Here is a 26,755-nt window from a genome sequence, read left to right as displayed (position 1 = left end):
CCCCTCACCTCCCCCCTCCCCGGAGAAACAAAGCTATCTTTCTCTCAGACAGGCTGGCTTGCGCAAATGTTATATCCTGTAAACTTGACTTTAGTCCAATCTAGTGTAGTAGGTGAAAGTCTTGGATTACCCGTGGCTTGCCGCTTCTGGTGTTCTGATGGGGATCATTGTATTCGCTCTGAAGGTCAGCCTGGGGTGCGGCCTCGCCAGCCTCAGCCGGAAGGAGACCCTCTCCATCGGAGCGTCTTACCTGGCCCTCTCCCTGGTGATGGGCCTCGCAGTCGGCCTCGTCCCTGAAGCCGCCATCACCTCGATCATGGGCATGGGGGTCGCGATGCACCTGGGCATCTCCCTCCTTCTGGTGGCGGTGGGGGTCTCCACCGCCCGGGAGTGGAACCGCCGCGGCCGCGACCTCTCCCGAAAGACCTTCTGGGTCCTCTCCGTCCCGTGCCCTGCCTGCCTTGCCGCCACCTTCCTCTCCTGCAGCGCCCTCGCTGGCCTCCTGGACGTCCCCGGCTGGAAGGTGGGGGCGGTCGTCGGCCTCATCTTCTTCATCTCCATCGCGATCCTCTCCGCCACCTTCGGAAGGGCGGGGAGGGCCCCCTCGGCCCTGGGGAACGCCATGATCTTCGTCGGCCTCTTCTACCTCCTATCGATCCTTCTCATCCCCGCCTACCTCAAGGCCGCGTCGACCCCCTTCGTCCCCATCCCCATCCCCGCCTCGGACCTCATCCCCTCCTACCTATTCATCCTCGGACTGGTCGGCCTCGGCTTCGTCGGGAGGAGGATGGGGGTCTTCCGGTGACCGTCTACTTAGAGGTCGTAAACCTCCTCTTCGTCTTCTCGACCGCCCTCCTCTACCCCGTCATCCTGGCGCTCCTCCTCCTCTTCGGATGGTCCCTCGCCCTCCTGGGCTCCCTCATATCCGAGTACACCTCCCGGAGGAGAGACCTCCAGGAGCTGGAGGGGATCTGCGCTGAGGCCTCGAAGATGGCGCTCTCGGGGCGGGAAGAGGAGGCCGCCTCCCTCACGGCCGGCTACCGGGGGACCCCCCGGGTCTTGGCGGCCCTGGGGGAGGAGGCCCGGTCCCTCCGGGGCGACCCCGCCGCCCCGAGGCTGGAGAAGGCCCTCCAGGACGCGGAGCTGGGGATGGGGAAGGCCCTGGAGCCGGTGAAGATCGGCGTTCGGGTGGGACCGATGCTGGGGCTGATGGGGACCCTCATCCCCATGGGGCCAGCCCTGATCAGCCTCTCCCGGGGGGAGATCCAGCAGATGGCCGATAGCCTCGTCATCGCCTTCTCGACGACGGTGATCGGCCTTGCCGTCGGCGGGATCTGCTACGGGGTCTATACGGTCAAAAACAGGTGGTACCGCCAGGACATGAGCGACCTCGAATACGCGGCGGAGCTCCTGCATGGGGAGAGAAAGAGAAGGGACCGGAGCCGAGAGAGGGAGGCAGGGGGATGAGAGAGGCGGGAGGGATGGGAGGCGGCGGCAGGCGAGGCCGCCCCCGCCTCGGAGTCCTGGAGGATGCCGAAGATGACGACCCCCTGAGCGGGGTCGCCAACCTCTTCGACGCCGCCATGGTCTTCGCCATCGCCCTTCTCCTCGCCCTGGTCATCTCCTACAACATCCCGGAGCTCCTCAACCCCGAGGCGAGCGTCACCATCGTCAAAAACCCCGGCGACCCCAACATGCAGATCATCATCAAGGAGATGGACCAGATTCAGATCCTGAACATGACCGATAAGATCGCCGGGGGGCAGGGGACGAGGATGGGGACGGCCTACCGCCTGGAGAACGGGATGATCGTCTACGTCCCGGAGAACGCCACCGCCGGGGCCTAGGGCAGATTGAAACTCTCGTAAACGCTTCTCCGAGGCGGGGTCCCTGGGAGGAGTTGACCGCGGCCTCCGTCAGATCAGCCCCTCGGCCCCTCTCACGATCGCCCTCGCCGAGATGGCTGTACCCTTGCCGGCGTTGAGGTTTATGGAGGAGAGGATCCCCACCACCTTCCCGTCCTGAAAGAGGGGGGTCCCGCTCTCCCCCGGCCCCGGGAGATCGGCGTGGCCGAGGACGATGGAGATGAGGTCTCCGACGTCGGATATGCTGCAGTCTCTCGAACGGCGGGCGTTCGCGAGGCGGGCGGGGCCGAGCTCCGGCTCCGCCAGGACCGTCGGCTCGCATCCTGAGGCTTTGAAGTAGATGAGGTCGAAGGGCTTGCAGTCGGCGACCACCTTCGCCCTGGCCGTTCCGATGGTGAGGTCTTTGGTTCCGGCGAGCCTCATGATGTGGTAGACGGAAACCCCGATGCATCCTCTTCTGCCTTTCAGAAAAGCGCCCACGACCCCTCCCTGCCTCCCGGCCAGAAAGAGGTCTCCCGCCCTGAGCATGATCATTTTTCTATATGATATGGATAAATAGATATCTCTGCCGATCTGACAAATCTGACTAATCTCGCAGATCTGACAAATCTGACCGAAGAAGATTCATTCCGCGAAAGCTGAGAAGATCTCATCATGGCTCACCGCATAGCTGAGGATGGAAAACTGGAGGATGTGGGGAAGCTTCAGCTTTTTATTCATACCCTCTTTGCCCGATCCGAGCCGACGATCCTCAGAATCCTGGACCGGATGATGGAATCTGATCTCTTCCGAGGAAGGGGCAGGCCGATCCTCCTCTTCATGCGGGAGAGGCTGGACTTCCTCCCTCGGGGAGAGGTGGTGAGCACCCAGAGGGCGAAGGATTTCCTGGACGCCCTGTCCAACTCCGGCGATTCGAAGATCATCGTCGGCCCCTGCGTATGCCAGGAGGCCCTGGGGAGGAGGGAGGGGACCCTCATAAAGGAGCTGACCGTCCTCTACGGCACCGAGGTATACGAGAGGGCGAAAGGGGACGAGGGCGGCATCAGAGTGATAAGCTCGGCCGAGGCGAAGGGGTTGCTCGACCGTCTCCGGGAAGAGGGGTGCATCCCCACCTTCTACGCCTGCCTCCAGTCCACGGGCTGGATGGTGGTGATCTGCAACTGCGATGGGAAGGTCTGCCTGCCCAAGAGGGCCCACCAGCTCTTGGGGGGCGTCCTCAGCCCCGGGCCCGACATCATAAGCCTCAGCACCGACGGATGCAGAGGATGCAACAGATGCGTTGAGAGGTGCTCCTTTGGGGCGAACCGCCTCGTCAACGGCAGGGTCGTCTTCGATCCCGATAGATGCTACGGCTGCGGCCTCTGCGTTTCGACCTGCCCGACGAAAGCAAGAAGGCTGGTGGAGAGGCGAGGCCGCGCCAAACTTTACTACCCCATCGCCTTCGTCGCCAAATACGGATCAAGAGCTGCAGGCGATGGTGAAAGGCCTTAGAGGTCCTGGGCCAGCGACTTCGGTGGCCCGAAGATCCCATCAAGACAAAATTGATATCAGGCAGAAGATGGAGACGCTAGTGGAGGAGTTTTGTGGTCAGCGAAAAGAAAGCCCTATGGGTCGTCTTCAGGCCCAGGGACCCCGAGAACGTCGAAGCGATGCGCGAGAAGTTCCTCATCTCTTATGAGGCTTTCAGGGAGATGCCGGGCCTCTATAGCAAGGTCTGGTGGTCGGACCCGGAGAGGGGGGAGTGGGGGGCTCTGTACATCTTCCGGACCGAGGAGGAGCTCCAGGAGTACCTCCGCTCCGACCGGTGGCGGAAGAAGATCCCCGAAAAATACGGGTATAAGCCCGAGGTCGTCGCCGTCCTGGACGTCGGAGCCATCCTCTGCAAAGAGGCGGTGGTGGAGGGGGAGGGCTCCTGGCTCTCGGAGCCGAAGGCCGGGGGCTGACCCGGTGAGGCCTTCGACGGCGGATGGAGCCGCGGGGGCGGGGGGGTCGATCCTCGAAGAGACGATCGAGAGGGCGGTCGAGTTTCACGGCCACCTCGGCCCCTTCCTAGTCCTGGGGGTTAGGATGGGGCTCTTCGCCAGAAGGGAGCTCGACTCGGCCCCGGGGGAGATGGAGGCGGCGGTCAAGACCGGGGCCGTCCCCTCCCTCTCCTGCCTCCTGGACGGGATCCAGGTCTCGGCGGGCTGCACCCTGGGGAGGGGCAACATATCCGTCGAGCCCCCCGGGATCGCCGAGGCGGAGTTCTCCGCTTCCGGGAGGAGGGTGACTATCAGGGCAAGGGCCGAGGTCGTCGGTGAGATAAAGAGCTGGAGGGAGAGGTACGCCTCCCTGGAGGAGGCCGCCCGGAAGATCTCCAAAAGGTCGGACGAGGAGCTCTTCAGTTGGGAGCGAGGTCCAGGCTGACCCCCCTCCAGCCGCGCCCTTCCCCTGAGATCCCTCCCTGTAGCCCCGAGGGCAGGTTCCGGGATATCGCGCCGTCGGAGGAGCCGGATCGGAAAAAAGGTAAATACATGCGGGGGGAAAGGAGGCTCGATATGGCAAAAGCCCCGGAGAGGGTCACGATAGCCCTCGACGACGAGACCGCGAAGCTCTTCCGAGAGATGAGGGAAGATCTGGGGATATCCCAGAGCGAGCTGATGCGGGAGGCCCTCAAGTTCTACAGCAAGCACAAGCCCCTCTTCAGCTCCGTCGACGAGGAGAAGATCTACGCCTACTCCGACCTTCTATCCGTCGGCGAGCACATCATCCTCGACATCGACCACTGGATCCTCTTTCTCAGCTTCATCGAGACCCACCCCGAGAGGGAGCGGTTCTGGGAGATGCACCAGCAGGTCTCCGAGGCCCACGCCGAAGAGTTCAAGAAGAAGAACCACAAGGCTGAGGCGGTCTTGAGGAGGCTTGAGCTCTGCAACCTCTTCAAGCTGAGCAGGACCTCGGAGACGGACTTCACCCTCCTCCTCGGCTACGACATACCGAAGAAGTTCATCAAGACGGAGCTGTTGGACATCTTCTCCAAGATGGGGATCAGGGTGGAGGTGAAGGAGGACTTCTCTAAGCTCAGGCTCCGGGTCCTCCCCTGAAGGCTTAGGGCCGGCTGTGAATCTCGAGCTACGCCGTCCGCCTACCCAATGCGGCCTATCTTCGGCTCCGCTCCCCCGCCCGGATCCCTCCTGCCGCCTGCCTCCGTAGCCTTTAATCCCGCCTATCCTGCCCCATCCTCCCGGAGGCGAACCCGTGGTCAGGCCGGCGGGGATGGCTCCGGGTGTTCATCTCGGGCGGAGGAGCGCCTCCGCCGCCCGCTCGATCGACTCTCTGGAGCTGTATTTCGGCCGCCAGCCGAGCTCCTCCAGAGCCTCAATGGATAGGAGCATCGTCCTGACGTCCCCCCGCCAGCCGCGCCCCTCGATCCCGCCGGTGTACCTGTACCGCACCCCCGAGAGTTTCATCTTCTCGACGACGACGTCGGCGATCTCGGTGACGTCCACCGAGTCGGCGGATCCGACGTTGAAGACGTTCACCCTTCCGCCGGCTCTGGCGACGGCGTAGACCATCGCCTCGATGCAGTCGTCGACGAGGAGGTACGACTTCCTCTGCCTTCCGGAGCCGAGGATCAGAAGCTCCGCCGGGCTCGCCGTCAGCTTATTTATGAAGTCGACGATGACGCCGTGGGTCCCCCGGTCCCCGACGATGTTGGCGAACCTGAAGATCCAGGAGCGCATATCGAAGGTGCCGCAGAAGGCGGAGATGAGGGCCTCGCAGGCGAGCTTCGACGCCCCGTAGAGGGATATGGGGAGGAGGGGGCCGTACCCCTCCGGGGTCGGGACGATCCCAGCCTCGCCGTAGACGGTGGAGGTGGAGGTGAAGGCGATCTCGGCGACGCCCCGAAGCCTCATCGATTCGAGGAGGTTGTAGGTGGCGATGACGTTCTGGTGGAGGTGGGTTTTGGAGTCTTCGGCCCCGACCTTGACGTCGGGGTTTGCGGCCAGGTGAAAGACGAGATCGCAGCCCTTCAGGGCCGCCTCGACGGCCTTCCGGTCGAGGAGGTCCCCCTCCACCAGGGTGAAGTTGGGGTTTTTTAAATGGTCCTCGATATGCTCCGCCTTCCCAGAGCTGAAGTTGTCGAGGACGGTGACCCTGTTATAATCGATCAGCCGATCGACGAGGTGGCTTCCGATGAAGCCGGCGCCCCCCGTCACCAGGATGGATCTATCTCTTATCAACTCGGTTCGCCTCGGTGGGGATCTGAATGGGGAGAATTTTACGGTGTCGGTCGATGGGGACGAGGAGGACCGCCTGAAGGGGAGAGATCCTCCCCCTTTATCTCTGGAGAGGGGCATATTAGAGGTCTGAATCGAGGTCTTGAAGCTGAGATCGCAAACTGGAGTTGGATCTGATGGAACGGTTCAAGATGCTGATCGACGGAGAGGAGGTGGACTCCGCCACCGGGAGGGGGGCTCTGATAACTAACCCCGCCACGGGGGAGGCGGTGGCCGAGGTCGCCCTCGGCGGTCGTTCGGAGGCCAGGCTCGCCCTGGAGGCGGCGGCGAGGGCCTTTCCCGCCTGGGCGGAAAGAGAGCCGAGGGTTCGGGGTGGGCTCCTCCGCCGGGGGGCGGAGGCCGTCCGGGAGGAGATCGAGGAGATCGCCCTTCTGCTGACGATGGAGCAGGGAAAGCCCCTGGCGTACGCGAGGCGGGAGGTCGCCGGATCGGCGGAGGCCCTGGAGTACTACGCCGAGGAGGGGGAGAGGATCACCGGGGAGGTCGTCCCGTCCTCGGGGAGAAGCCGGAGCCTCGTCATAAGGCAGCCCCTGGGGGTCGCCGCCGTCATCTCCCCCTGGAACTATCCGGTGGACCTCCTCGCCTGGAAGGTAGCCCCCGCCTTGGCCGCCGGCTGCACCGTCGTCGCCAAGCCCTCCAGCCAGGCTCCCCTCGCCGCCACCAGGTTCGTCATGGCCGTCGCCGGAGCGGGGCTCCCGGCGGGGGTCATCAACCTCGTCCACGGCTCGGGGCAGGAGGTGGGCGGGGCCCTGGTGGAGAGCCCCATCCCCCGGAAGGTATCCTTCACCGGGGAGACGGATACGGGAAAAGAGATCATGGCGAAGGCGGCAAAGACCGTCAAGCGGCTCTCCCTCGAGCTGGGGGGGCACGCCCCCGCCATCGTCTGCGACGACGCCGACCTGGATGGGGCGGCGGCGGCCTGCGTCCAGAGGGCCTTCTCGAACATGGGGCAGATCTGCATCAGCGTCAATCGGATCTACGTCCAGGAGGCGGTCGCCGAGGAGTTCGCCGGGAAGGTCGTCGAGCGGACGGAGAGGCTCCGGATCGGAGACGGCCTCGACCCCAATGTCGACCTCGGGCCCATCTTCAGCGAGGCGCAGCGAAAGAAGACGGAGGACCACATAGCCGACGCCCTGGAGCGGGGGGCGAGGGTCCTCTGGGGAGGGAGGAGGCCGGAGGGGGAAAAGTTCCGCCGCGGCTTCTTCTTCCTTCCCACCGTCCTCGACCGGATGGACCCCTCCATGAGGATGATGAGGGAGGAGACCTTCGGCCCCGTGGCGCCGATGATGAGCTTTTCGACCGACGAGGAGGCGCTGAGGCTCGCCAACGCCTCCCGGTACGGCCTTGCCGCCTACGTCTTCACCGGGGATATGAAGAGGGGGCTCTTTTTCGCCGAAAGGCTGGAGGCGGGGTCCGTCGGGGTCAACACCACAAGCCCCATAGTCCCGGGGGCCCCCTTCGGCGGCTGGAAGGAGAGCGGCTTGGGAAGGGAGCGGTCCCGGTGCGCCTTATACGAGTACATGGAGGAGAAGCACATCCGGATCCACCTGGGGGAGGAGATATGACTAGGCCGATAGCTCACTCTTCCCGGCAAGATCCGAAACTGCAGGACGGAAGACCTGCTTTTTACTTTCTTCTAAGTGTTTAAATAGGTCCACCTATTCGAGCCGGTCAATATGAGAAGATCAGAAGGAGCAGAGGACGGGAAGATTTTCGGCCTCTGTCTCCTCCAGCCCCTCCCCCTCTCCCGAACATTCTCTCCTCAAGGGGTCCTCTGCTCGGCCGGCCTGCATCCGCCGAGGCCGCAGTTTGCGCCGACGACGATCTCGTTTCCGATGTCGGTGGTGATCCGCCAGACCGGCTCCCCGAACTCCGGGGCCGCCGGCCAGCTGAGGGTGAGGTTCACGAAGGCGGTGCCGCAACGCATCGACCTCATGCTGGCGATCGCCTCCTCATAGCCGACCATGTACCTGTCGAAGGGTCTGAGGCCTGAGGGACAGTCCACCTCCGCCGGCTCGGTCATCCCGATCAGAGGCTCCTGGGCCAGGTAGTAGCTGCGGCAGATCCCATCCTCCCCCCGGCGAACCACGTCCCAGCCGAGGACGTCCTCCGCGGCCCGGCCGACGGAGTTGTTGATCCGGGCTGCCATCGAGAGCAGGCCGTTGAGTTCAAAGGGCGGCCGGCACCCTTCGGCCATGGTCCAGGAGCTGCAGTTGGAAGGGCCGCAAGTGCCGGCGAAGTGCTCCTCCTCGCCGCACTCGGAGCAGTCATCGAAGACGCAGACGGCGTACTCGCTGGTCCAGCCGCCCATATCCTCGGTCCGGCTCTCGATCCGATATCCTTGAAGCTCGCAGAACGAATACTTCTGGCCCGCCTTCCCGCGGTAGAACTCCCAGGCCGGGACGGAGGATCCGTCGGGGAAGGTGCAGTTTCCGTTGCTACAATTGTAGCCGAGGGCCTCACAGTAGACGCAGGCCGGATCGGCGATCCCCGCCGCCGGGGCCGCCAGGGCCGCCGCCGCCAGGAGGGCGACGATCAGGGTCATAGATGCCATCATCAAATCCGCCATCAGATCCACCTCTCTCTATACTACGGCGGATTTCGTATATATAAATTTTTGAATGTATACGGCGGCCCCGGCCCGCCCTCCCCCCATCGGCAAGATCGGGCTCGGCACCGATCGCACCCCGGCCGCAGGTGGGAAATTAGATATAGAGATAGGGGCCAGGTCGTCAGGAAGGAGGGGTTCAGGATAAAAGAGGAGATCTGGATCGAGAAGTACAGGCCGATGAGCCTGGACGACGTGGTGGGCCAGGAGGAGATCGTCAAGAGGCTCAAGTCCTACGTCAGGAGCCGAAACGTCCCCCACCTCCTCTTCTCAGGCCCCCCCGGCGTCGGCAAGACCGCCGCCGCCATCAGCATGGTGAGGGAGCTCTTCGGAGAGGAGTGGCGGGGAAACTTCATCGAGCTGAACGCCAGCGACGAGCGGGGGATCGACGTCGTCCGCCACAAGGTGAAGGACTTCGCCCGGATCGCCCCCCTCGGCAACGCCGAGTTCAAGGTGATCTTCCTCGACGAGGCGGACGCCCTGACGAACGACGCCCAGTCCGCCCTCCGGCGGACGATGGAGAGGTACAGCTCCATCTGCAGGTTCGTCTTATCCTGCAACTACTCCTCCAAGATCATCGAGCCGATCCAGTCGCGGTGCGCCGTCTACCGGTTCAGGTCCCTCTCCGAGGAGGCGGTCTCCGAGAGGATGAAGACGATCGCCGAGGCGGAGGGGGTGAAGGTGACCCCGGAGGGGATGAGGGCGATAGTCTACGTCGCCAGGGGTGACATGAGGAAGGCGATCAACGCCCTCCAGGCCGCCTCCCTGATGGAGGAGTCGGTGACGGAGGAGACGATCTACCAGATCACCGCCACCGCCCGCCCCGAGCAGATCCGGGACCTGATGAAGACCGCCCTCGCCGGCAACTTCACCCAGGCCCGGAGCCTCCTCGACGACCTCCTCCTCGTCCAGGGGCTCTCCGGAGAGGACGTCATAATCCAGATCCACCGGCAGACCCTCAGCCTCCTCGACTCCCACGAGCTCTCCGGACCGACCCTGGTGAGGCTGATGGACAGGATCGGCGAGATCGACTTCAGGATGACGGAGGGGGCGAACGAGCGGATCCAGCTGGAGGCGCTCCTCGCCTACTTCGCCCTCGCCGGCACCGAGGGCTGAGGGGCGAGATGGACCTCGTCCCGATCTTCTGGGCGGCGGCGACCCTCGCCATCGTCACCGCCTCGGCGATCCTCGCAGCCCGCCGGGGACCTGAGATCGCCGTCGGAGTCTTCGCCTCCCTGACGGTCCTCGCCAACCTTCTCGCCGTCAAGACCATCTCCTTCGGCCCCTTCATCGCTCCGGCGGCGGTCCTCGTCTACGCCTCCACCTTCCTTTTGACCGACATCCTGAGCGAGCTCTTCGGGAAGGAGAAGGCGAGGCTTGCGGTCTGGGCGGGTCTCGCCGCCAACGTGGTGATGCTCGTCTCCGTCCTCATCGCCCTCCGGTGGTCGGCATCGCCGCTGATGGACCCGGGCCTCGCCTCCTCCTTCGACGCCGTCTACGGCTTCGCCCCCAGGGTCGTGGCCGCCTCCATGGTGGCGTACCTGGTAAGCCAGCATCACGACGTCTGGGCCTACCACTTCTGGAAGGAGAAGACCGGGGGGAAGAGGCTCTGGCTCAGGAACAACGCCTCAACGGCCGCCTCCCAGGCGATCGACACCCTCATCTTCATCACCCTCGCCTTCTACGGCATCCTTCCAAACTCGGTCCTGATCCAGATGATGGTGGGGCAGTACGCCATAAAGCTCCTCATCGCCGCCCTGGACACCCCCTTCATCTACCTGGCGGTGGCGGCGGCCCGAAGGGCGGGAGGAGGATGAGCCGCAGGCTCAGTAAATCCGGGAGGACCGAAACTCTTATCGCTTGGCCGCGATAGGGTTAAACTTGCTGAAAAAAACGTCTTCAGGAGGAGATAGGAGATGCCAGAGTTTGCCAACCCCTTTTCAGGCCTCGCCTGCGACCGAAAGCTCACCCCCGAGGAGCTGATCCGGGCGATCAGGTACATGATCGCCGCCGAGTACGAGGCGGTCCAGCTCTACATGCAGCTTGCTGAGTCTACGGACGATGAGCTGGCTAAAGCCGTCCTCGTCGATATCGCCGACGAGGAGCGGGTCCACGCCGGAGAGTTTCTTAGGCTCCTGCAGGAGCTAGCCCCCGATGAGGAGGAGAAGTACGAAGAGGGGAGGGAAGAGGTGGAGGAGATCATAGAGGAGCTGGGAGAGTAGGCCGGTAGCCGGCCATCTCTTTTATTCCCATGAGCAGCCACCGACCCGAGCTCGTCGGACCGTCGCCACCAATTAGGAGCCCCGGATGAAGATCCCATATATGTTGCCGATGGCCATCGTCATCTCGGCCCTCCTCGCAGGAGGGGGCTGTCTGGACAATAGCCCCCTAGGGGACCTCTTTCCCCCAGGGGGAGGTTCGGAGGGCCCTTCGCCGGAGGCCTCGGGGCTCGTGACGAAGGTCGTAGACGGAGATACCTTCGACGTCGAGGGCTTCGGCCGGGTGAGGCTCGCCGACGTCGACGCCCCCGAGATGGACACCCCGGCGGGGAAGGCCTCCAAGTTCTTCGCCGAGACGATCCTCACCGGCGAGACGGTCCACCTAGACGTCGACGACCTCCGAGGAAGAGATAGATACGGCCGATGGATCTGCCTCGCCTACGTCGAGGACCCCGAGACGGGCGAGCTCATCAACTTCAACGCCATGCTGGTGACTTCAGGCCACGCCGTGGTGAAGGACTTCAAAGACAACGAGTTCGATCCCACGGACTGGAAGATACCCGATCGGCTCTGAGCGCCAGGCGAAAGGGGCCTGAGGCACCGTAAGTCCACGATCCTCGACCCCTTTTTCTTCTTCAGCCTGAGCCTTCCTCTCGGAGGGAGACGAGGTTCTCCTCCGCCCGCCGGGTGTAGTGGTGGCCGGGGCCCAGGATCTGGCTGAAGACCCGATAGGCCCGCTGGTAGCTATCCCGGGCCCCCTCCAGGTCGCCCATCTCCTGGAGGACCTCCCCCAGGTTGTTCAGGCGGATGGCGGTCTTGAAGTGGTTTGGCCCGTAGGCCTCCCGGTCGATGGCGAGGGCCCTCTCGAAGGCGGCGACGGCGGCCGGAAGGTCCCCGAGGGCCCGGAGGACCGTCCCCAGGTTGTTCTCCCTGATGGCTATCTTCAGCCTGTCCGGCGTCGGCTGAGACTCCTCGATGGCGATAGCCCTCTCAAAGGACCTCCTCGCCCCCAAAAGGTCGCCGAGGGCCCGGAGGACCGACCCCAGGTTGTTGAGGTCTGTGGCCAACTCCGGATGGTCGGGGCCGTGGAGCCTCTCATCGATGACGATAAGCGTCTCTAGGACCCCCTTCGACCCCCGGAGGTCCCCCCTCCGGTGGAGGTAGAGGCCGACCTGGCTCAGGAGGAGGGAGGCCTCCTCGGAGCCGCCTCCCACCTCCTCGACCCTCCGGGTGGAGAAGAGGGCGGAGGGGAGGAGACGGCGGCATTCCGGCCAGGTGGCCAGGTCCTCGATATAAGAGCCGAAGGCGCCCGCGACGGACCGCACCGTCTCGGCGGCCCAGGCCTTCCTCTCCTCCTCGTCAAGGCGGCTGTAGGCGAAGGCCTGGACCAGAGGATGGACCGATAGGAGCCCTTCGCCCCGCCTCACCAGGCCCCGCCGTTCCAGGGCCGCGATCCCCAGCTCCACCGACTCGGGCAAGAGGGCGGCGGTCTTTTCGAGAAGGTCGACGGGGAGATCCTCGGGGGCGAGGAAGGCCGATAGGGTGAGGAGATCCAGCCCCTCCTGGGAGACGGCTCCGACCTGCTCTACCGAGATCTCCAGGACGGCGGCCAGGGGTTCGGGAATGCCGGGGAGCTTTCTGGCGGGGGGTTCGGCCAGGCGGCCTCTCAGATCATCCAGGTACCTGGAGATCGAAGCTCCCGTCCAGCGGATGTAGGCCGCCGCCAGCTCCAGGGAGAGAGGATGGCGGTCCAGCTCCCGGGCCAGGGCCGCCGCTCCGGAGGCGTCCTCCCTCTCCGTCCTCTGAAGGAGAAACCCGGCCGCCTCCTGGAGGTCGAGGGGCCCGACCTCCAGGGCCGACCACCCCGGCCATCCGGAGCTCCGGGATGTGACGACGACGTCGCCCCCACCCTCCGGGAGAAATCCGTCCAGGGCCTCAGGGAAGGGGGCTCCGTCGAAGACGAGGAGCCACCTCCCCCTCTCCTCAAAATGGGCCCGGACGGACCCCGCCAGGTCCGATACGTCCCCATCCTCCTCGGAGGGGATCCCGAGGGGCTCGGCGAGGGAGGCGTAGTCGGAGGCGAGGACCGCGCCGTCCCAGGCCCTGACCCAGAGCCTGTGGTCATATTCGCTGAAGTGGATCCGGCCGTACTCTTCGGCGATGGCGCTCTTGCCGATGCCGTCGGGGCCGAGGAGGAGGACGGGGCCATCTTTGAGGCGGTCCTGGAGATCTTTCAAGGTCGAGCTCCGGCCGGAGAAGTGGGGGTTTCTTCTGCCCTTCAGGAATAGGTCTATCATCAGCCTATATTATCGATCGGCATCTATTAAGCTTAACCCCATCTAGAAACCAAGGGCGGAAGCTCCGACGGCCATCCTCCAGGGGCGGATCTATTGGGTGGGAAACGATAGGCTCAGGCGAGGAAGAGGCGAGGACGGATCCTGACGGAAGATCCGAAATCCCTTTACTCCAGGAGGGCGAAAATACGTGGGGGGTCATCGCCCCCATCCCCGATTACACCTGCCATCAACGGACGAAAGCCCGGAAGAGGAGGTCGATCCTTGACAATAGATTCCATCCTGGTCCTTGGAGGTTACGGCGGCGCCGGGTCCGCCATATCGAGGTTGATCCTGAAGATGACCCCCGCCGACCTGATCGTCGCAGGAAGGCGGAAGGAGAGGGCCAGCGGCCTGGCGGAGGCTCTGAACCGAGAGTTCTCCGGGGACCGAGCATCCTATGCCCAAGCCGACGCCTCCCGACCCCCCGAGCCTGAGGGAGGCCTTCCAGGGCGCAGACCTGGTCATCGACGCGGCGACGACCGTCCCCTTCATCGAGACGACGGCGAGGGCCGCCTTAGCCGCGGGGGCGGACTGGATCGACATCCACTACCCCCAGGCCGGGGTGGCGGTCCTCGAGGGGCTCCGCCCCGAGATCGAGGGGGCTGGCCTCGCCTTCGTCACCCAGGCGGGATTTCTTCCCGGGCTCCCTTCGGTCTTCGCTCGGGCTGCCGAAGGCCGCTTCACCAGATACAGAAAGGCCGCCGCCTCTGTTGCCATGAGGACCGACTTCGACCCCGGCGGTGCCGCCCTGGAGCTCGTCGAGGCTCTGGGCGAATACTCCGCCGAGGTCTTTAGGGACGGCCGGTGGAGGGGGGCGGGGGCCCGGGAGGTCCGGAAGGTCGACTTCGGCCCGCCCCTGGGGGTGAAGACCTGCTATCCGACGACCCTGGCGGAGATGAGGGGCCTTCCAGAGATGCTGGGGGTCGAGGAGCTGGGGGCCTACGTAGCCGGGATAAACTGGTTCGTCGACGGGGTGGTGACCCCCCTCGCCTACCTCCTCGGCAAGGTCAAATCGGGCCTGGGTAGAGATAGGCTTGCCTGGCTTCTGGTCTGGGGGTCGAAGAGGTTCACACCGCCGGGGGAGGCGGTCGCCGTCGTCCTGGAGGCGGAGGGGGAGAGGGGCGGCGAAGAGGTCCTCGTCCGCCTGAGGGCAGGCCACGACGACGTCTACGGCTTCACGGCGATGCCCGTCGTCTCCCTCCTCCTCCAGATCCTCGACGGGACGGCGAGAAAGGCGGGCTTATCGATGATGGGCCACATCGTCGACCCGGGGAGGCTCCTCGCGGACCTGGTCAGGATGGGGGCAGAGGTCGAGGAAGGGGAGGAGGTCCGGGGCCGATCCAGCCCCAGAGGAGAGGTGGATGGGGGTTGAGGCGGAGGGGCGGCGAGAGGGAGGATGAGACGGAGGGCGTGATGAAGAGAGACCTCGAGTTCATGGGGGCGGCGATGGAGGAGGCGAGGGCGGGGCTCGTCGAGGGGGGAGTTCCCATCGGCGCCGTCCTGGTGGAGGAGGGGAGGATCATCGGCCGAGGCCGGAACCGGCGGGTCCAGGAGGAGGATCAGCTTATCCACGCCGAGATCGACTGTCTCCGAAATGCGAGGCGAACGGGGGGCTACGCCGGCACGACCCTCTACTCGACGATGATGCCCTGCTACCTCTGCGCAGGGGCCGCCGTCCAGTTCGGGATAAAGAGGGTTGTGGCCGGAGAGGCGGAGAGCGCCCCCGAGGCGAGGGCCTTCATGGAGGCCCACGGGATCGATGTAGTGGATCTGAACCTGGCGGAGGCGAAGGAGATCCTCGCCGAGTTCATCCGGAGGCGCCCCGGCCTCTGGGACCGGTTCCTCGCCGAGGTGAGCCCCGATCTCTTCTGATCGTCCCTTCCGAAGGCCGTTCTGGTGAGAAGATGCTCGTCAAGGACCTGAGAAGATGCCGGCGGTTCGTCGCGGGGGACGGGACCGATATCTGCGAGCTCCTCCACCCGGACAGGGAGGAGGAGATATCCATGGGCTACAGCCTAGCTCACGCCCGGCTCGGCCCCGGCGAAGCCTCCACCCCCCACCAGCTGAAGAGCTCCTCGGAGGTCTACTTCATCCTGGAAGGTCGGGGCAGAATTCACATCGACGGCGAATCGCGCGATGTGGGACCCGACCAGGCGGTATACATACCGCCGGGGTCGATTCAGCATATAGAGAACGTCGGGGGCGGACGTCTCATCTTCCTGTGCATGGTTTCTCCTCCCTGGAGGAAGGAGGAGGACGAGGCGGCCTGAGGGGCCGGGAAGGGCGGCTCACGGTCGAGGAGCACAGATCTGAGAAGATCTGATCAAAAAGTTTTAGTAGATTCGGACGGATGATCCTCTGGAGGTGAAGAAATTGGAGGACAGCTTTGACAGCACCTACATAATCCGAAAGGAGAATTACGACGAGTTCATCGAGGATGCGAAGAAGGTCGCCCTCACCGCCTACACCGTTCCCGCCTTCGTCAAGGTGGAGCTCTACAACATGATCGATATTGAGAGAGACATCGCCATGGTGGTGGTCTGGAAGCCGGAGACGACGGTTCGAGAGATCAAAGAGTTCGACAAGAAGTGGTTCCTCGAGAAGTACTGAGCTTTTTGGCGGATTCGCCATCGTCGGACGCCTCCATCAGGCCCCGATGAGGCCGCCATCGAACCGCCGACCGCGCCCCCTCCCGGGAGGCGGAGGGGATGCGGTATTATGTGGGGTTGGAGAGATCCCCGGGCCGGAAAACCCCCCGGAGGGGCGGGGTCTGGGGAGGGCGGCCTCACTCGGGCGCCTCGTCCATCTCCATGATCCCGAAGACGTTCCCCTCCGGGTCCCGGCAGCGGGCGAAGCGGCCGACCCCCGGCACCGTCATGATCTCGGAGATCACCTCGCCCCCTTCTATAGCGACCTTCGCCATCGCCACCTCCAGGTCTGGAACCTCGATGGTGTTCATCGTCCCCTCGCCGGGGCTCTCCCGGGGCTTGAGGGCGCCGTCGATCCCGGGCCCCTCCCCGGTGTAGGCGAGCCAGTAGTCGAAGGGCTCCCAGCGCTCCAGCCTCCAGCCGAAGACCTCGGAGTAGAAGTTGACGGCCCGCTCCGGATCGTCGACGGGGATCTCGAAATGGATCACTCGCGGCATGAGAGATACATCTTTTTTTTATAGAGAAAAAGGTGGCGATCGGTCTTTGAGAAGCTTCCATGATGCCTATCTAGAGGGAGGGTCTTTAGCCTTGAGGAGAGGCCGTCATCTCAGCTCATGATCCAGGATCTGGTAGAATTTGTCTCTGGACCTCCTCTCGATCCACGGCTTATGGCCGCTCTCCTGCAGGAGGAAGAAGCGGAAGCTCTTGAGAACCGATGAGAGGGGGAGGCGGACCCCTTCGGCCGGATGGGGGTCATGCTCCCCCTGGATCGCCACCACCGGGCATTCGATCCTTCTTCCGAGCTCCAGGAGCCGGCCGCTCTTCCTCAGCTCCGCCGCCTCCCTCCAGACCGCCTGAAACGCCTCCGGCTGGAGGTCCACGTCGACGGATTCGGGTAATATGGGGTCGTAAGAATCGGCCTTCGAGAAGATCGCCCCCAGCCTCCGGAGGGCCGCGTCCATCTCCTCCGCCCCGGCCACCTCAGGCCCCTCCAGGAGGCGGAGGATAGAAGAGGCCTCCCTCCTCTCCTCGACCCCGAGGCGGCTCATCCTGGTGAGGTGGACGGCGGATGCGCGCCTCTCCTCGAAGGGGGCGCACCCGACGAGGATCAGCTTTCCGACGAGGTCGGGATGCTCAGCCGCCAGGATGAAGCCGAGCCATCCGCCCCAGGAGAAGCCGATGAGGGCCATCGGCGGGTCCCCCGCCGCCTCCAGATCCCTTCGGAGCTCCTCCACCTGCCCCCGGACCGAGGTCGCCCTCTGGAGCGGCTCCAGGACGCCCCGGCTGGAAGAGAGGACGCGCGCCACCGGCGCCATCTCTCCCCGGGCCCCCGGACCGCCGTGGAGGAGGGCGACGGTGTAGGGCGGCCTTCCATGCCGTCTCAGGTCGATGATCTCGTTCTCCGACATAGACCACGCCCCCGGTTCACCTTCCGTCCTCGATTTCGGCAAGCCGCCTTCTAATGCTCTTAGCCGCCAATAACCCGGTGGAGAAGGCGGCCTGGAGGTTGTAGCCGCCGGTATCGCCGTCCACGTCCAGGACCTCGCCGACGAAATAGAGCCCCGAGACCAGCTTCGACTCCATCGTCTTCGAGTCCACCTCCGAGAGGGCGACGCCGCCCCTGGTCGCCATCGCCGAATCGTAGCCTCCGACCTCATCGACGATCAGAGGAAAGCCGGAGAGACGGTCGGCAAGGTCGATCCTCATCCGCCTCGTCATCGAGGCGCATTTGAGGTCCTGGGGGATCTCCAGGAGTTCGAGGACCCTCGAGACGAGCCTCGCGGGGACCGCGAGCTCCGCCAGGACCGACCTCAGGTTTCGGCCGCCCTCCTCCTCGGACCTTGCGAGAAGCCACCTCTCCATCTCCTCCTTCTTCCTGAGCCCTGCCAACGATACCCTCAGGAGGTCCCCGGCCCGGATGTCCCTGGAGAGGTCGAGGATCCCCGGCCCCGAGAGCCCATCGTGGGTGAAGAGAACGTCCCCCACCCCCTCCTTCGCCTTCCGCCCCCGGAATATTGAGACCCTGGCGCCGGGGAGGGAGATCCCCGCGAGGTCGGCGAAGGGATAATCCCTGATCCGGACGGGGGCGAGGGCGGGGCCGACCTCGGCGATGGAATGGCCGAGGGCCCCGGCGAAGGAGTAGCCGTCGCCGGCCGAGCCGGTGGCGGGGTACGACCGGCCCCCGGTGGCGATGACCAGGAAGCGGGACCGATGGATATCATTGCCGCAGGCGACGAGAAACCCCTCTTCCGACTTCTCGATGGAGGTCACGGTCTTGCCGCCCGATATCTCCACCTTCCGGGCCTCGCATTCTGCCAGGAGGACGGTCAGGACGTCCCGGCTCCTCTGGGTCTCGGGGAAGACCTTGCCCCCCTCCAGCGTTGTCATCGAAAGGCCCCTTTCCTCAAAGAAGGCGACGAGGTCACGGTTGGTGAAGCCGAGGAGGGCCGGCCGGAGGAAGCGGCCCGCATCACCGTAATGGTCGAGGAAGGCTCTCGCCTCGCCATCGTGGGTCAGGTTGCATCGGCCCGAGCCAGAGATGAGGAGCTTTCGGCCGGGGGAGCTTTTCTTCTCCAGGACGAGGACCTTCAGATTCCCGCCGGAGGCGCTGGCGGCGCAGAAGAGGCCTGCGGGGCCCGCTCCGACGACGATGAGATCCCAGATTTCATCCCGGCTCCTATCCTCCGACATGACGACGACCATTTGGAATCTCCCGTTATGATATAAATCGCCATCCCGATCTGGCCCATACCGAGCTGACCCACCCTCATGAAGACGGGAACTGATGCTCAAGCCGATGGGCAAGCCTTTATCCACCCCATCCCAAACAAGCCCGAGAAGAGATCCGAGAGGTGGCCTAATGATCTGCGATGCGAGAGAGACCCCGACAAGAGAAGACAGAGATAGAACTGCCGGATCCCTCCCGGCGATCCTGGCCCTGGAGGAGGAGATCAGGAGAAGGGCTGACCGGATCGGAGAGCTCCTCCTCGTCGAGGTCGTCCGGGCCGGGCCCGACGGGATGGTCTGCGACCGATTCGACCGCGAAGACCCCCTGCCCTTCAGGATCGACCCGCCTTGCGGGTCATCGGCGGGCGCCTCCTGGCACCTCACCCTCACCTACGGCGGGCCCTTCGGCGACGCCCTGGGGGCCAGGGCCCGCTGGCTCGTCGGCGGAGAGGTCGCGGCCGAATGCGTCCTCGACCCCCTCGCCCTCGCCGAGGCCGTTGCCACCGGGAGGCTCACCGCCTTCTTCGACGACCTCGCCGACTGGCTCGGGTCGGAGGTCCGCCCCCGGGGGCGCGCCACCCGCCAGCGGATGGAGGAGGCGGCGGAGATCGCGGCTGGCCTGGCAAGAGACCTCCGGAGGTGGGAGGATTCCGCGGGCGGCCCGGGAGCGGGCGGATTAGCGGGGGATGGGATTGAAGGGAGGGATCGCGATCTGCGGGGCTGAGCTTCCCGACGCCCTCGAGGACCTCCAGGAGGAGGGCGGCGGCGGGGAGGAGGGAAGGCCGGCTAGACCGGCGAAGAGAGGAGAGGGGGCGGGGAAGCCCGCTTTCGAGAAGAAGACCGCCTGAGCCTTTTGGTGGCGGATCGGCCTTCTAAGGTCGAAATGGAAAATTGGATGGGGATGGTTTCAGGCAGACGGATCCAACTCTCGCTAGATCACCTTCTCCATATGGCGGCGGTGATGAGGATCAGGACCACCCCCAAGAGCTCTATCAACGGCTCTATGGTCAACTGGTTAGCATCGCTGTACACGGCGGCTAAAAGCAGCAGGACGCTGCCCGCGATGAGGGGATACCGGAGCTGACGAGCATTGATATTCAGGCTGATTTTGATCACCAGGCCTTGCTCCCACCTTCATCTCAAAACTCCCTTCGGTCTGGGGTCCTGGCGAAGGGGAAGCGATTGTCCTGGTAATGGCCTCTGCCTATAAAAGTATTGGTCCGGGAGGGGATATCAGATCGAGAGCATCCTCTCGATGGCGACCCTCGCCCGGCCCGCCACTTCCTCGGGGACGGTGACCCTCGGCTCCAGGGTCTCCAGGGCGGATCGGACCCGCTCCAGGGTCGTCTTCTTCATGTCGAGGCAGACCGCCTTTTCGCTCAAGGGGTAAAACTCCTTCCCCGGGTTCTCCTCCTTCAGCCTGTAGTTCATCCCCACCTCAGTCCCGATGATGAACTCTCGGGACGGACTCTCCTTAGCGCGCCTCGCCATCCCCGAGGTGCTGTAGACGCCGTCGGCGAGGTCGATAACCTCGGGCCTGCACTCGGGGTGGACGAGAACCTCGGCCTCGGGGTGGAGGGCGCAAGCCCTGGAGACGTCCTCCGGGGTGTACCTGTCGTGGACGTAGCAGTACCCGTTCCAGGTTATGATCTTCTTTTCGGTGAAGCGGGCGACGTACCTCCCCAGGTTCCTGTCGGGGACGAAGAGGACCGTCTCCTCCGCGAGGGAGGCGACCACCTCGACCCCGTTGGCGGAGGTGCAGCAGATGTCGCTCTCCGCCTTCACCTCGGCGGAGGAGTTGACGTAGCAGACGACGGCGGCCCCGGGGTTCTCTTCCTTGAAGCCCCGGAGATCCCGGGCCGTGATCATGGAGGCCATGGGGCAGCTCGCTCCCGCCGCCGGCATCACCACCCTCTTCTCGGGGGAGAGGATAGCCGCGGTCTCGGCCATGAAGTCGACGCCGCAGAAGATTATCACCTCAGCCTCCTCCCTCGCCGCAGCCCGGGAGAGCTCCAGGGAGTCGCCCCGGAGGTCTGCGACCTCCTGGACCTCTCCGGGCTGGTAGTTGTGGGCGAGGATGACGGCGTTCCGCTCCCTCTTCAACCTCAGTATATCGTCGGCGAGCATGGTTGGGGGCAGTGAGGGCGGCTTATCCTTAAAAACGCTCCCCTCGCCCCAGAGGGAGGAGGGCGGGTCCGGATTGAAGGAAGGCCCGGCTCCTCACTCCGGAGAGGGCCTCCTCCTCTGCCGCTCATCCTTTCTCCGCTCCGCCCGGTACTCCTGGATCATCCCCTCCAGCCACTCGGTCTTCCTTCGGGCGTCCCGGACCGCCTTCCGCTCCGACCACTGAGCCCGCGCCCTCTCCAGATCCTCGGGGCCGACGAGGGCGATCCCGGAGACCCTCCGCACCGGCACCTCCCGGCTGGATAGGACGGGGACCCCTCCGTCCATCAGATGCCCCTCCACCGACGGCTCCATCTCCGTCTCGACGACCACCGCCTCCACCCCCAGCTCGATGAGGAGGTCTGCGGTGTTGGGACCCCCGCCGCTGGCGTCGAGGAGGAGTATGACGTCCCCCTTCCCGATGTGAAGCCGCTCTGCCGCCTCCAGGATCGCCTCCCTGGAGAAGGAGGCGACCTCCTTGGTGGGCCTTCCCACCGCCTCCTCCTCCAGCTCCTCGGCCCTCTTCTCCCTCCTGAGCCTCGCCTTCAGCCGGCGGTTCGTCTTCCTCTCCTGCCGGAGGAGGCCCCGGAGCCTCTCGATCTCCTTCTCCCGGATCCTGATCTCCTGGTCCCTTTTGATCTCCCGGCGGGACCTATCCATCAGCCTCTCGATCTTAGCCTCGAGACGGCGGCGGGCCGCCCTCTCCTCCGCGAGCTCGCCCTTCAGCTCCTCGACAAACTCCTTCAGCCTCCGGATCTGCTCTTGCTGACGTCGGTTCTCCGCCACCTGCATGGAGAGATCGGCATCTTCTGAGGATGGAGCCTCCTGCGGGGCCTGGGGAGGCGCGGGCCTCTCCTCCGCCGGCGACAACGCCATCCTGGAGATCGCCTGATCTATCGAGAGGCCCCGCACCACCAGAGCCTTCACCTCCTCGGGGTCGAGATCCGGGGGGCACTTCCTCTCCACCTGCTGGAACTTATTTCTGTACCTCTTGAAGGCGCTGGCCGCCGCCGCCAGGGCGTCGCGCTCGTGGTCGTTTCTGTAGCCGTACTCCCGGGCGAGGGCGATCTTCTCCTCGGCGCTGATATCGCCTCCGGGAGAAAAGAGGACGGCGGAGAAGGCCCTCTTCACCTTCTCGACAGCCCCCGGCGTCGGGGAGACGTCCGTCGCCACTACCAGGGTCTTTCCGCGGATAGAGAGCCACTCGATCACCTCCGGGGTGGCCATCGTCCTAGAGCTGGTGAGGTCCACCAGCTCCCCCTCAAGATCGAGGGCGGCGATGGCGGTGGTGGTGCCGGGATCGATCCCGGCGATGATGTACCCCCGCCTCTTTCGGAGCGGCTCGAACTTGAGCCTCGGCCGCTCCACCCCCTCCACCCTGATCTGGGCGTCGCCCCGATAGCCGGAGTGGAGGTGGACGAGGCTCCTGTCCGCCTCGACGACGAACTCGCTCCTGATGTAGCCGCCGATCCCCTCCACCGACCGGGCGGTGAACTGATGCCCCTCCTCCCGGAGCCTCTCCTCCACCTCCCGGGAGAGGGCCTTGACGGAGCCATGGATCTTCCGGGTGTACCTCTTCTGGGACCAGCCGCCCCGGCCGGGAGACCTCCGGCGGCTGACCTTGATCCAGGTCTGCTCCTCGAAGGCGGAGACGACGCTCCCGACGCCCCGGGAGGCGAGGCGGGCGCAGGCCTCGGCCTCGTCCATGGGGTCGAGCCGATCGAAGGCGATCCCGTGCCTTCGGGCGAGGCGGGCGAGGGGCTCGGCCCTCTCCCCCCCCGTCACCTGGACGAGCCTCGTCCCCGAGGGCATCTGCGTCAGGAGCCGGACTAGGTCGGCCCTGTCGGCGGCGAGCTCGTGGACGTTGTCGACGGCGACCATCTCCGGGGACCTCTGCCGGATCATCCTGATCAGCTTCTGCCTGCTGATCATGGGGTGGCGCTCCTCTCCCTCTGCCGAGAGGATGAAGAGGGCGTAGCTGGGAGGCTGCTTGCTCACGGGCGAGCCGCTGGCTATGTCGACGCCGAAGATCGATCCCGGGATGGCATCACCCCTCCGCCGCTCCATTGGTGGTGGAGACGTCGACCTCTTCATCTCCCGCCTCCTTTCCCCCCTCCTCCCCAGGCCCGAGATCGGCGGCCGCGGAGGAGAGGGCAGCTTCGAGGGAGAGGTCGAGGCGGTACTTCCGGGCGAAGTGGTCGAGGAGGTTCTTGACGTCCCTCTCGAGGAGCTCCCGGGCCCGAGGGTCCCTCCTGGAGACGGCCTGGGGCCAGTCGATGATGACGACCTCTCCCTCCTCCCCGACGAGCACGTTGTAGGCGCTGAGATCGGCGTGGACGAAACCCCTCCTCCAGGCAGAGGCCACCTCCTCCAGGATCAGCTCTAAAAAGGGCTCCGGCTCCTCCAGCACCACCCTGTAAAGCTCCGTCCCCCCCGCGTGCTCCATCACCAGGGCGTGGTGGCTGAGGGCGACGGGCCTGGGGACCCTCACCTCCGGATGGAGGGCCTTGAGGGTCCTCCACTCCCTCGCCGCCCCGAGCCTCGCGGCGTGGATCCAGGCGCACCGGGGATGGTCGGCGAGGTGCTCCCTCGCCCTGCGGACGTGCTTGAAGCTCGTCCTCCCCTGGCGGTGGAACTTGACCGCCAGGGGGACGAGCTCCGTCTCCTCCCCCTCCGGAGGGGCTGCCTGCTCATCCGCCCCGGGGGGGATCCGGCCGAGGGCCTCGAAGACGACCGACTCCTTCCCGACCCCGAGGAGGTCGCCCAAGGAGAGGACGACGTCCCGGGCGACGAGGTCGGAGAGGGCGACGAGGTCGTAGGCGACAAAGCCGATCTGATACCCCTCATAGGGCTCGGTGGTCCTCGATACGAGCTTCTTTCCCACCAGCCTCGCGAGCCCCGAGGCGGCGGCCTTGGGGGAGAGGCGGGCTCTCGCCACCACATCCTCCATCGACGCCCACTCCGAGGTGCGCATCCCCCGCTCAACCGCCTTCAGGAGGGCGATCTCCTTCCGGTCCAGTCTCAGGAAAGCATCTGCCAGGTTCTCCACGGAGGGCTATATGTCGTTTATAATAGAAATTGGTTTCCTCCATCTCGATAGATCAGAGGAAGAGGCAGAAGATCTGCCCGGCATCGGATGAAAAGGGAGGGGAGGCCGACTCCCCGGGCCCGGGACAGCGGCTCTCCCGATCTTTTGCGCAGAGCTTTTCCTACTGATGGCTCCTCCACCTCGCCTCCAGCTCAGGATCTTGGAGGGTCTCCATGACGTAGTCGGCGAACTTGGCCCCAGTGGCGCCGTCGGCCCGGCCCGTCAGGACGACCTTCCTCTCGTACTGGCCGCAGAGGTCGAGGGCCATCTCCAGCCGCCTCGCCTTCTCGACGAAGCCGATGTGGCCGAGGAGCATCGCCGCAGCCCTCATCATGCTGGAGGGGTCGGCGTACTGGGCCCTCCCCTCCTCCACCATCCGCGGGGCAGAGCCGTGGATCGCCTCGAACATGGAGTACCTCTTCCCGATGTTGGCGGAGCCGGCGGTTCCGACGCCGCCCTGGAACTCCGCCGCCTCGTCGGTGATGATGTCGCCGTACAGATTAGGAAGGACGACGACCCGGAACTGGGTCCTCCGCTTCGGGTCGACGAGCTTTGCCGCCATGATATCGATGAACCACTCGTCGAGGTCGATTTCTGGGTAGTCCTTTGCCACCTTCCTCGCCACCTCCAGGAACTTGCCGTCGCTGGTCTTGATGACGTTAGCCTTGGTGACGGCGGTGACCCGATTGACCCCGTTCTTCTTCGCGTGATCGAAGGCGAGATGGACTATCCTCTCCGCCCCCTGGGTGGTCGTCACCGTGAAGTCGAAGGCGATCTCGTCGGTGACGTTTAAGCCCTTGCTTCCGAGGATGTACGCCCCCTCGGTGTTCTCCCTGAAGAAGATCCAGTCGATCCCCTGGCTAGGGACCTTGACGGGCCGGACGTTGGCGAAGAGGTCCAGCTCCCGGCGCATCGCGACGTTTGCGCTCTCCAGGTTTGGCCAGGGGTCCCCCTTCTTGGGGGTCGTCAGGGGCCCCTTGAGGATGGCGTGGCACCTCTTCAGCTCGTCGAGGACCCCGGCGGGGATCGCCTTCATCGCCCTCGCCCTCTCCTCGATGGTGAGGCCGGAGACGTCCCTGATCTCCACCTTCCCGGCCGAGACCTCGGCCTGGAGCATGTGCTCCAGGACCCTCTTCGCCTCGGCGCAGATGTAGGGTCCGATCCCGTCTCCCCCCACAACGCCGATGACGATGGGTCTGATCATAGAGTAGTCGATCCAGTCCTCGGCGGCCTTCATCCGCTCCACCCGGTCCATCTGCTCGACGAGGAGCTCCTCGAAGTGGGCCTTCGCCCTCTCAATAGCCTCTCTCCTTTCGGTCATCAAATCCATCCCTCATCTGAAACTAGGGTCCTCCTTTACCCCCTTTTTCTATAACTAACCCACTCCTCTTTCAACGGGACCCCCTCCCATCAAAAATATAAACTTCAAGATCCCAGGCATGGACATGGAAACCCAGGAGATAATATTCTACGTCATAATATTCCTGATAGTCTTCGCGATAACCCGGATAATAATCAAGATCAGGCGCGGTTACTGACCGGAGATGAGAACGAGATGTTCCCACCGGTAATCGCCACCGTCGGGGGAGGGGGCACCAGGCTCTATCCCCTCACCCTCGACCAGCCGAAGCCCCTGGTGGACCTCTGCGACACCGCCATCATCGCCACCCTCTTCAGGGTCCTGGCGATCCAGGGATGCAGGAGGTTCGTTTTGGGGAGCAAGGGAGCCGAGAACACCCTCCCCCTGAACAACTACTTCAAGGCGGGGGAGGGGTTCTTCAAGAGGCTGGGGATCAGCGATATCGAGGAGTTCGCCTACCAGCCCCAGTACGCAGATAAGGGCAGCGCCGACTCCCTGAGATACTGCGCGAACTACTTCGATATCGATGAGGACATGCTGGTGGTCTCCGGCGACAACGTCATCGACATCAACCTCAAGGACTTCATCGATTTTCACCGGGAAAAGGGGGCGATCCTCACCGTCGCCCTGAAGGAGCTGGATGGAGGAGAGGAGGTATCCCAGTACGGCGTCGCCAGGATCGACGACGACCTGAGGATCAGGGGCTTCGTCGAGAAGCCCGCCCCCGGAAAAGAACCGAGCAGGATGATCAACACCGCCTTTTACATCTTCTCCCCAGAGATCCGGAAGGTCCTCGCCGATATGGGGGACTCGGCCCGGGACATCGGTGGTGACCTCATACCCTACCTGACAGAGCACGGATATCCGGTCTTCGGCTATCCGGTGAAGGGATACTGGATCGACATCGGCACCCCAGAACGGCTCCTTTCGGCAGCTATGGACTTTCTCGGCGGAAAGGTAGAGCACTACGCCTTCAGGAACGAGTACCGCCCCGGCCAGTGGATCAACCCCAAGACCCTGAAGAGGATAGGAAGATACCTCGACTCCGGGGATATCGAGCTCCGGGGGAAGGTCTTCATTGGTAGGAACTGCAGCATCGAGAAGGGGGTGGTCATCGAGGACTCCCACATCGGGCATACGAGCCTCATCGAGAGGGGGTCGGTGATAAAAGGGAGCATGGTGATGAGCTTCTCCTCGATAAAGAGGGGATCGTACCTGAACAGGGCGATCGTCGGGAGGCACTCCACCATCGGGACCAAATGCGTCCTCGACGCCGACCAGCCCTTTAACAGGACCGGGAAGATCCCGGTGGTGGGAGAGAACGTGATCCTACCCCAGGAGTCGGTGGTGGGGCCGGGGACGAGGGTGGCCCCCCTCAAGTACACCTACAAGATCCTGGCTACGGGGAAGTTCTCTCAGCTGGGCACCGACGACGAAAATATATACTTCGGCGAGAAGTGA

General features: G+C 64.6%; 31 protein-coding genes. 19 read left to right on the top strand and 12 right to left on the bottom strand.

Annotated features, from left to right (window positions below):
- The first annotated feature begins 112 nt into the window (after positions 1–112).
- Genes MHAR_RS06965 through MHAR_RS06955 form a run of 3 tightly spaced genes read left to right on the top strand, consistent with a single transcriptional unit; the run spans position 113 to position 1,847 of the window.
- Positions 113–805, top strand: coding sequence for a DUF2162 domain-containing protein (locus tag MHAR_RS06965; protein WP_228369517.1), 693 nt, complete (start codon positions 113–115; stop codon positions 803–805).
- Entirely contained in the window at positions 802–1,467 is a 666-nt protein-coding gene (locus MHAR_RS06960; RefSeq protein WP_014586904.1) for a MotA/TolQ/ExbB proton channel family protein, read from the top strand. Before MHAR_RS06965 ends, MHAR_RS06960 begins: the two co-directional genes overlap by 4 nt.
- Positions 1,464–1,847, top strand: a complete 384-nt coding sequence (locus tag MHAR_RS06955) for a DUF2149 domain-containing protein (RefSeq protein WP_014586903.1) — start codon at positions 1,464–1,466, stop codon at positions 1,845–1,847. Before MHAR_RS06960 ends, MHAR_RS06955 begins: the two co-directional genes overlap by 4 nt.
- A gap of 69 nt (positions 1,848–1,916) precedes the next feature.
- Here MHAR_RS06955 and MHAR_RS06950 read toward each other — a convergent pair whose 3' ends face one another.
- Positions 1,917–2,393: a hypothetical protein gene (locus tag MHAR_RS06950; protein WP_048144907.1), complete on the bottom strand. Its 477-nt coding sequence runs from the start codon at positions 2,391–2,393 to the stop codon at positions 1,917–1,919.
- A 126-nt stretch (positions 2,394–2,519) separates the two neighbouring features.
- On the opposite strand from MHAR_RS06950, the gene MHAR_RS12490 reads away from it, so the two are divergent.
- From MHAR_RS12490 to MHAR_RS06930, 4 genes are all read left to right on the top strand, one after another.
- Entirely contained in the window at positions 2,520–3,356 is an 837-nt protein-coding gene (locus MHAR_RS12490; RefSeq protein ID WP_014586901.1) for an ATP-binding protein, read from the top strand.
- Positions 3,357–3,448: 92 nt separating this feature from the next.
- Entirely contained in the window at positions 3,449–3,808 is a 360-nt protein-coding gene (locus MHAR_RS06940; protein ID WP_014586900.1) for a YdhR family protein, read from the top strand.
- A 4-nt stretch (positions 3,809–3,812) separates the two neighbouring features.
- Positions 3,813–4,271, top strand: a complete 459-nt coding sequence (locus MHAR_RS06935) for a formylmethanofuran dehydrogenase subunit E family protein (RefSeq protein WP_014586899.1) — start codon at positions 3,813–3,815, stop codon at positions 4,269–4,271.
- Between the two features lie 131 nt (positions 4,272–4,402).
- Positions 4,403–4,948, top strand: a complete 546-nt coding sequence (locus tag MHAR_RS06930; protein ID WP_143763330.1) for a ribbon-helix-helix protein, CopG family — start codon at positions 4,403–4,405, stop codon at positions 4,946–4,948.
- A gap of 186 nt (positions 4,949–5,134) precedes the next feature.
- Here the strand turns inward: MHAR_RS06930 and MHAR_RS06925 are convergent, their stop codons facing one another.
- Positions 5,135–6,088: an NAD-dependent epimerase/dehydratase family protein gene (locus MHAR_RS06925; RefSeq protein ID WP_228369516.1), complete on the bottom strand. Its 954-nt coding sequence runs from the start codon at positions 6,086–6,088 to the stop codon at positions 5,135–5,137.
- A 173-nt stretch (positions 6,089–6,261) separates the two neighbouring features.
- On the opposite strand from MHAR_RS06925, the gene MHAR_RS06920 reads away from it, so the two are divergent.
- The gene (locus MHAR_RS06920; protein WP_052301048.1) at positions 6,262–7,710 is read left to right on the top strand and encodes an NAD-dependent succinate-semialdehyde dehydrogenase; all 1,449 of its coding nucleotides are present in this window, start codon (positions 6,262–6,264) and stop codon (positions 7,708–7,710) included.
- 197 nt (positions 7,711–7,907) lie between these two features.
- Here the strand turns inward: MHAR_RS06920 and MHAR_RS12485 are convergent, their stop codons facing one another.
- The gene (locus MHAR_RS12485; RefSeq protein ID WP_014586895.1) at positions 7,908–8,714 is read right to left on the bottom strand and encodes a DUF333 domain-containing protein; all 807 of its coding nucleotides are present in this window, start codon (positions 8,712–8,714) and stop codon (positions 7,908–7,910) included.
- Between the two features lie 183 nt (positions 8,715–8,897).
- Between MHAR_RS12485 and MHAR_RS06910 the strand changes: the two genes are divergently transcribed.
- The 4 genes from MHAR_RS06910 (at position 8,898) to MHAR_RS06895 (ending at position 11,546) form a co-directional block, all read left to right on the top strand.
- Positions 8,898–9,869: a replication factor C small subunit gene (locus MHAR_RS06910; protein WP_048144903.1), complete on the top strand. Its 972-nt coding sequence runs from the start codon at positions 8,898–8,900 to the stop codon at positions 9,867–9,869.
- 8 nt (positions 9,870–9,877) lie between these two features.
- Positions 9,878–10,570: a queuosine precursor transporter gene (locus MHAR_RS06905; RefSeq protein ID WP_014586893.1), complete on the top strand. Its 693-nt coding sequence runs from the start codon at positions 9,878–9,880 to the stop codon at positions 10,568–10,570.
- 99 nt (positions 10,571–10,669) lie between these two features.
- Positions 10,670–10,975 (top strand): ferritin family protein, encoded by a 306-nt coding sequence (locus MHAR_RS06900; protein ID WP_014586892.1) that lies wholly within the window; start codon positions 10,670–10,672, stop codon positions 10,973–10,975.
- A gap of 100 nt (positions 10,976–11,075) precedes the next feature.
- Entirely contained in the window at positions 11,076–11,546 is a 471-nt protein-coding gene (locus tag MHAR_RS06895) for a thermonuclease family protein (protein WP_187287785.1), read from the top strand.
- A gap of 61 nt (positions 11,547–11,607) precedes the next feature.
- Here the strand turns inward: MHAR_RS06895 and fxsT are convergent, their stop codons facing one another.
- A complete protein-coding gene (gene fxsT, locus MHAR_RS06890) occupies positions 11,608–13,269 on the bottom strand; it encodes an FxSxx-COOH system tetratricopeptide repeat protein (protein ID WP_014586890.1) in 1,662 nt (553 codons plus the stop codon).
- 436 nt (positions 13,270–13,705) lie between these two features.
- On the opposite strand from fxsT, the gene MHAR_RS06885 reads away from it, so the two are divergent.
- The 4 genes from MHAR_RS06885 to MHAR_RS06870 all read left to right on the top strand — a co-directional run bounded on the left by MHAR_RS06885 (position 13,706) and on the right by MHAR_RS06870 (position 15,918).
- Positions 13,706–14,680, top strand: coding sequence for a saccharopine dehydrogenase (locus MHAR_RS06885; RefSeq protein ID WP_014586889.1), 975 nt, complete (start codon positions 13,706–13,708; stop codon positions 14,678–14,680).
- A gap of 41 nt (positions 14,681–14,721) precedes the next feature.
- Positions 14,722–15,180, top strand: a complete 459-nt coding sequence (locus tag MHAR_RS06880; RefSeq protein WP_048144900.1) for a nucleoside deaminase — start codon at positions 14,722–14,724, stop codon at positions 15,178–15,180.
- A gap of 32 nt (positions 15,181–15,212) precedes the next feature.
- Positions 15,213–15,578 carry a cupin domain-containing protein gene (locus tag MHAR_RS06875; RefSeq protein WP_014586887.1) on the top strand — a complete coding sequence of 122 codons (366 nt, stop codon included), beginning with the start codon at positions 15,213–15,215 and terminating at the stop codon, positions 15,576–15,578.
- Positions 15,579–15,672: 94 nt separating this feature from the next.
- Positions 15,673–15,918 carry a hypothetical protein gene (locus MHAR_RS06870; protein ID WP_143763328.1) on the top strand — a complete coding sequence of 82 codons (246 nt, stop codon included), beginning with the start codon at positions 15,673–15,675 and terminating at the stop codon, positions 15,916–15,918.
- 175 nt (positions 15,919–16,093) lie between these two features.
- On the opposite strand, the gene MHAR_RS06865 is transcribed toward MHAR_RS06870, so the two are convergent.
- The 3 genes from MHAR_RS06865 to MHAR_RS06855 all read right to left on the bottom strand — a co-directional run bounded on the left by MHAR_RS06865 (position 16,094) and on the right by MHAR_RS06855 (position 18,659).
- Positions 16,094–16,453, bottom strand: coding sequence for a VOC family protein (locus MHAR_RS06865; protein ID WP_014586885.1), 360 nt, complete (start codon positions 16,451–16,453; stop codon positions 16,094–16,096).
- A 105-nt stretch (positions 16,454–16,558) separates the two neighbouring features.
- On the bottom strand, positions 16,559–17,365 hold the full coding sequence (locus MHAR_RS06860) for an alpha/beta fold hydrolase (RefSeq protein ID WP_014586884.1): 807 nt from the start codon (positions 17,363–17,365) through the stop codon (positions 16,559–16,561).
- A 16-nt stretch (positions 17,366–17,381) separates the two neighbouring features.
- Positions 17,382–18,659 carry a BaiN/RdsA family NAD(P)/FAD-dependent oxidoreductase gene (locus MHAR_RS06855; RefSeq protein WP_014586883.1) on the bottom strand — a complete coding sequence of 426 codons (1,278 nt, stop codon included), beginning with the start codon at positions 18,657–18,659 and terminating at the stop codon, positions 17,382–17,384.
- 157 nt (positions 18,660–18,816) lie between these two features.
- On the opposite strand from MHAR_RS06855, the gene MHAR_RS06850 reads away from it, so the two are divergent.
- Together MHAR_RS06850 and MHAR_RS13695 are read left to right on the top strand one after the other, a co-directional pair.
- Complete coding sequence (locus MHAR_RS06850) at positions 18,817–19,407, top strand: hypothetical protein (RefSeq protein WP_014586882.1); 591 nt, start codon at positions 18,817–18,819, stop codon at positions 19,405–19,407.
- Positions 19,376–19,531 (top strand): hypothetical protein, encoded by a 156-nt coding sequence (locus tag MHAR_RS13695; RefSeq protein ID WP_187287784.1) that lies wholly within the window; start codon positions 19,376–19,378, stop codon positions 19,529–19,531. Before MHAR_RS06850 ends, MHAR_RS13695 begins: the two co-directional genes overlap by 32 nt.
- Before the next feature lie 88 nt (positions 19,532–19,619).
- On the opposite strand, the gene MHAR_RS06845 is transcribed toward MHAR_RS13695, so the two are convergent.
- The 5 genes from MHAR_RS06845 to MHAR_RS06825 form a co-directional block, all read right to left on the bottom strand.
- A complete protein-coding gene (locus MHAR_RS06845) occupies positions 19,620–19,799 on the bottom strand; it encodes a hypothetical protein (protein WP_014586881.1) in 180 nt (59 codons plus the stop codon).
- A gap of 117 nt (positions 19,800–19,916) precedes the next feature.
- Entirely contained in the window at positions 19,917–20,810 is an 894-nt protein-coding gene (gene nadA, locus MHAR_RS06840; RefSeq protein WP_014586880.1) for a quinolinate synthase NadA, read from the bottom strand.
- Between the two features lie 93 nt (positions 20,811–20,903).
- Entirely contained in the window at positions 20,904–22,940 is a 2,037-nt protein-coding gene (locus MHAR_RS06835) for a DUF460 domain-containing protein (RefSeq protein ID WP_228369515.1), read from the bottom strand.
- On the bottom strand, positions 22,894–23,895 hold the full coding sequence (locus tag MHAR_RS06830; RefSeq protein WP_014586878.1) for an RIO1 family regulatory kinase/ATPase domain-containing protein: 1,002 nt from the start codon (positions 23,893–23,895) through the stop codon (positions 22,894–22,896). The genes MHAR_RS06835 and MHAR_RS06830 overlap by 47 nt, the downstream gene beginning before the upstream one ends.
- Positions 23,896–24,055: 160 nt before the next feature.
- Positions 24,056–25,255: an isocitrate/isopropylmalate family dehydrogenase gene (locus tag MHAR_RS06825; RefSeq protein ID WP_014586877.1), complete on the bottom strand. Its 1,200-nt coding sequence runs from the start codon at positions 25,253–25,255 to the stop codon at positions 24,056–24,058.
- Between the two features lie 234 nt (positions 25,256–25,489).
- On the opposite strand from MHAR_RS06825, the gene MHAR_RS06820 reads away from it, so the two are divergent.
- Positions 25,490–26,755 carry a sugar phosphate nucleotidyltransferase gene (locus MHAR_RS06820; protein ID WP_014586876.1) on the top strand — a complete coding sequence of 422 codons (1,266 nt, stop codon included), beginning with the start codon at positions 25,490–25,492 and terminating at the stop codon, positions 26,753–26,755.

The organism is Methanothrix harundinacea 6Ac, from assembly GCF_000235565.1.
Classification (GTDB): Archaea; Halobacteriota; Methanosarcinia; order Methanotrichales; family Methanotrichaceae; genus Methanocrinis; species Methanocrinis harundinaceus.
Note: the sequence above shows the minus strand (reverse complement) of the source record. Positions and strands in the feature narration are given on the sequence as shown.

Coding starts and splice junctions, on each gene's coding strand:
- MHAR_RS06955 (WP_014586903.1), top strand. CDS start 1,464: ATGAGAGAGGCGGGAGGGATGGGAGGCGGCGGCAGGCGAGGCCGCCCC.
- MHAR_RS06950 (WP_048144907.1), bottom strand. CDS start 2,393: ATGCTCAGGGCGGGAGACCTCTTTCTGGCCGGGAGGCAGGGAGGGGTC.
- MHAR_RS12490 (WP_014586901.1), top strand. CDS start 2,520: ATGGCTCACCGCATAGCTGAGGATGGAAAACTGGAGGATGTGGGGAAG.
- MHAR_RS06930 (WP_143763330.1), top strand. CDS start 4,403: ATGGCAAAAGCCCCGGAGAGGGTCACGATAGCCCTCGACGACGAGACC.
- MHAR_RS06920 (WP_052301048.1), top strand. CDS start 6,262: ATGGAACGGTTCAAGATGCTGATCGACGGAGAGGAGGTGGACTCCGCC.
- MHAR_RS12485 (WP_014586895.1), bottom strand. CDS start 8,714: ATGGCGGATTTGATGATGGCATCTATGACCCTGATCGTCGCCCTCCTG.
- MHAR_RS06905 (WP_014586893.1), top strand. CDS start 9,878: ATGGACCTCGTCCCGATCTTCTGGGCGGCGGCGACCCTCGCCATCGTC.
- MHAR_RS06900 (WP_014586892.1), top strand. CDS start 10,670: ATGCCAGAGTTTGCCAACCCCTTTTCAGGCCTCGCCTGCGACCGAAAG.
- MHAR_RS06895 (WP_187287785.1), top strand. CDS start 11,076: ATGTTGCCGATGGCCATCGTCATCTCGGCCCTCCTCGCAGGAGGGGGC.
- fxsT (WP_014586890.1), bottom strand. CDS start 13,269: ATGATAGACCTATTCCTGAAGGGCAGAAGAAACCCCCACTTCTCCGGC.
- MHAR_RS06885 (WP_014586889.1), top strand. CDS start 13,706: ATGCCCAAGCCGACGCCTCCCGACCCCCCGAGCCTGAGGGAGGCCTTC.
- MHAR_RS06880 (WP_048144900.1), top strand. CDS start 14,722: ATGAAGAGAGACCTCGAGTTCATGGGGGCGGCGATGGAGGAGGCGAGG.
- MHAR_RS06875 (WP_014586887.1), top strand. CDS start 15,213: ATGCTCGTCAAGGACCTGAGAAGATGCCGGCGGTTCGTCGCGGGGGAC.
- MHAR_RS06865 (WP_014586885.1), bottom strand. CDS start 16,453: ATGCCGCGAGTGATCCATTTCGAGATCCCCGTCGACGATCCGGAGCGG.
- MHAR_RS06860 (WP_014586884.1), bottom strand. CDS start 17,365: ATGTCGGAGAACGAGATCATCGACCTGAGACGGCATGGAAGGCCGCCC.
- MHAR_RS06855 (WP_014586883.1), bottom strand. CDS start 18,659: ATGGTCGTCGTCATGTCGGAGGATAGGAGCCGGGATGAAATCTGGGAT.
- MHAR_RS06850 (WP_014586882.1), top strand. CDS start 18,817: ATGATCTGCGATGCGAGAGAGACCCCGACAAGAGAAGACAGAGATAGA.
- nadA (WP_014586880.1), bottom strand. CDS start 20,810: ATGCTCGCCGACGATATACTGAGGTTGAAGAGGGAGCGGAACGCCGTC.
- MHAR_RS06835 (WP_228369515.1), bottom strand. CDS start 22,940: ATGAAGAGGTCGACGTCTCCACCACCAATGGAGCGGCGGAGGGGTGAT.
- MHAR_RS06825 (WP_014586877.1), bottom strand. CDS start 25,255: ATGACCGAAAGGAGAGAGGCTATTGAGAGGGCGAAGGCCCACTTCGAG.
- MHAR_RS06820 (WP_014586876.1), top strand. CDS start 25,490: ATGTTCCCACCGGTAATCGCCACCGTCGGGGGAGGGGGCACCAGGCTC.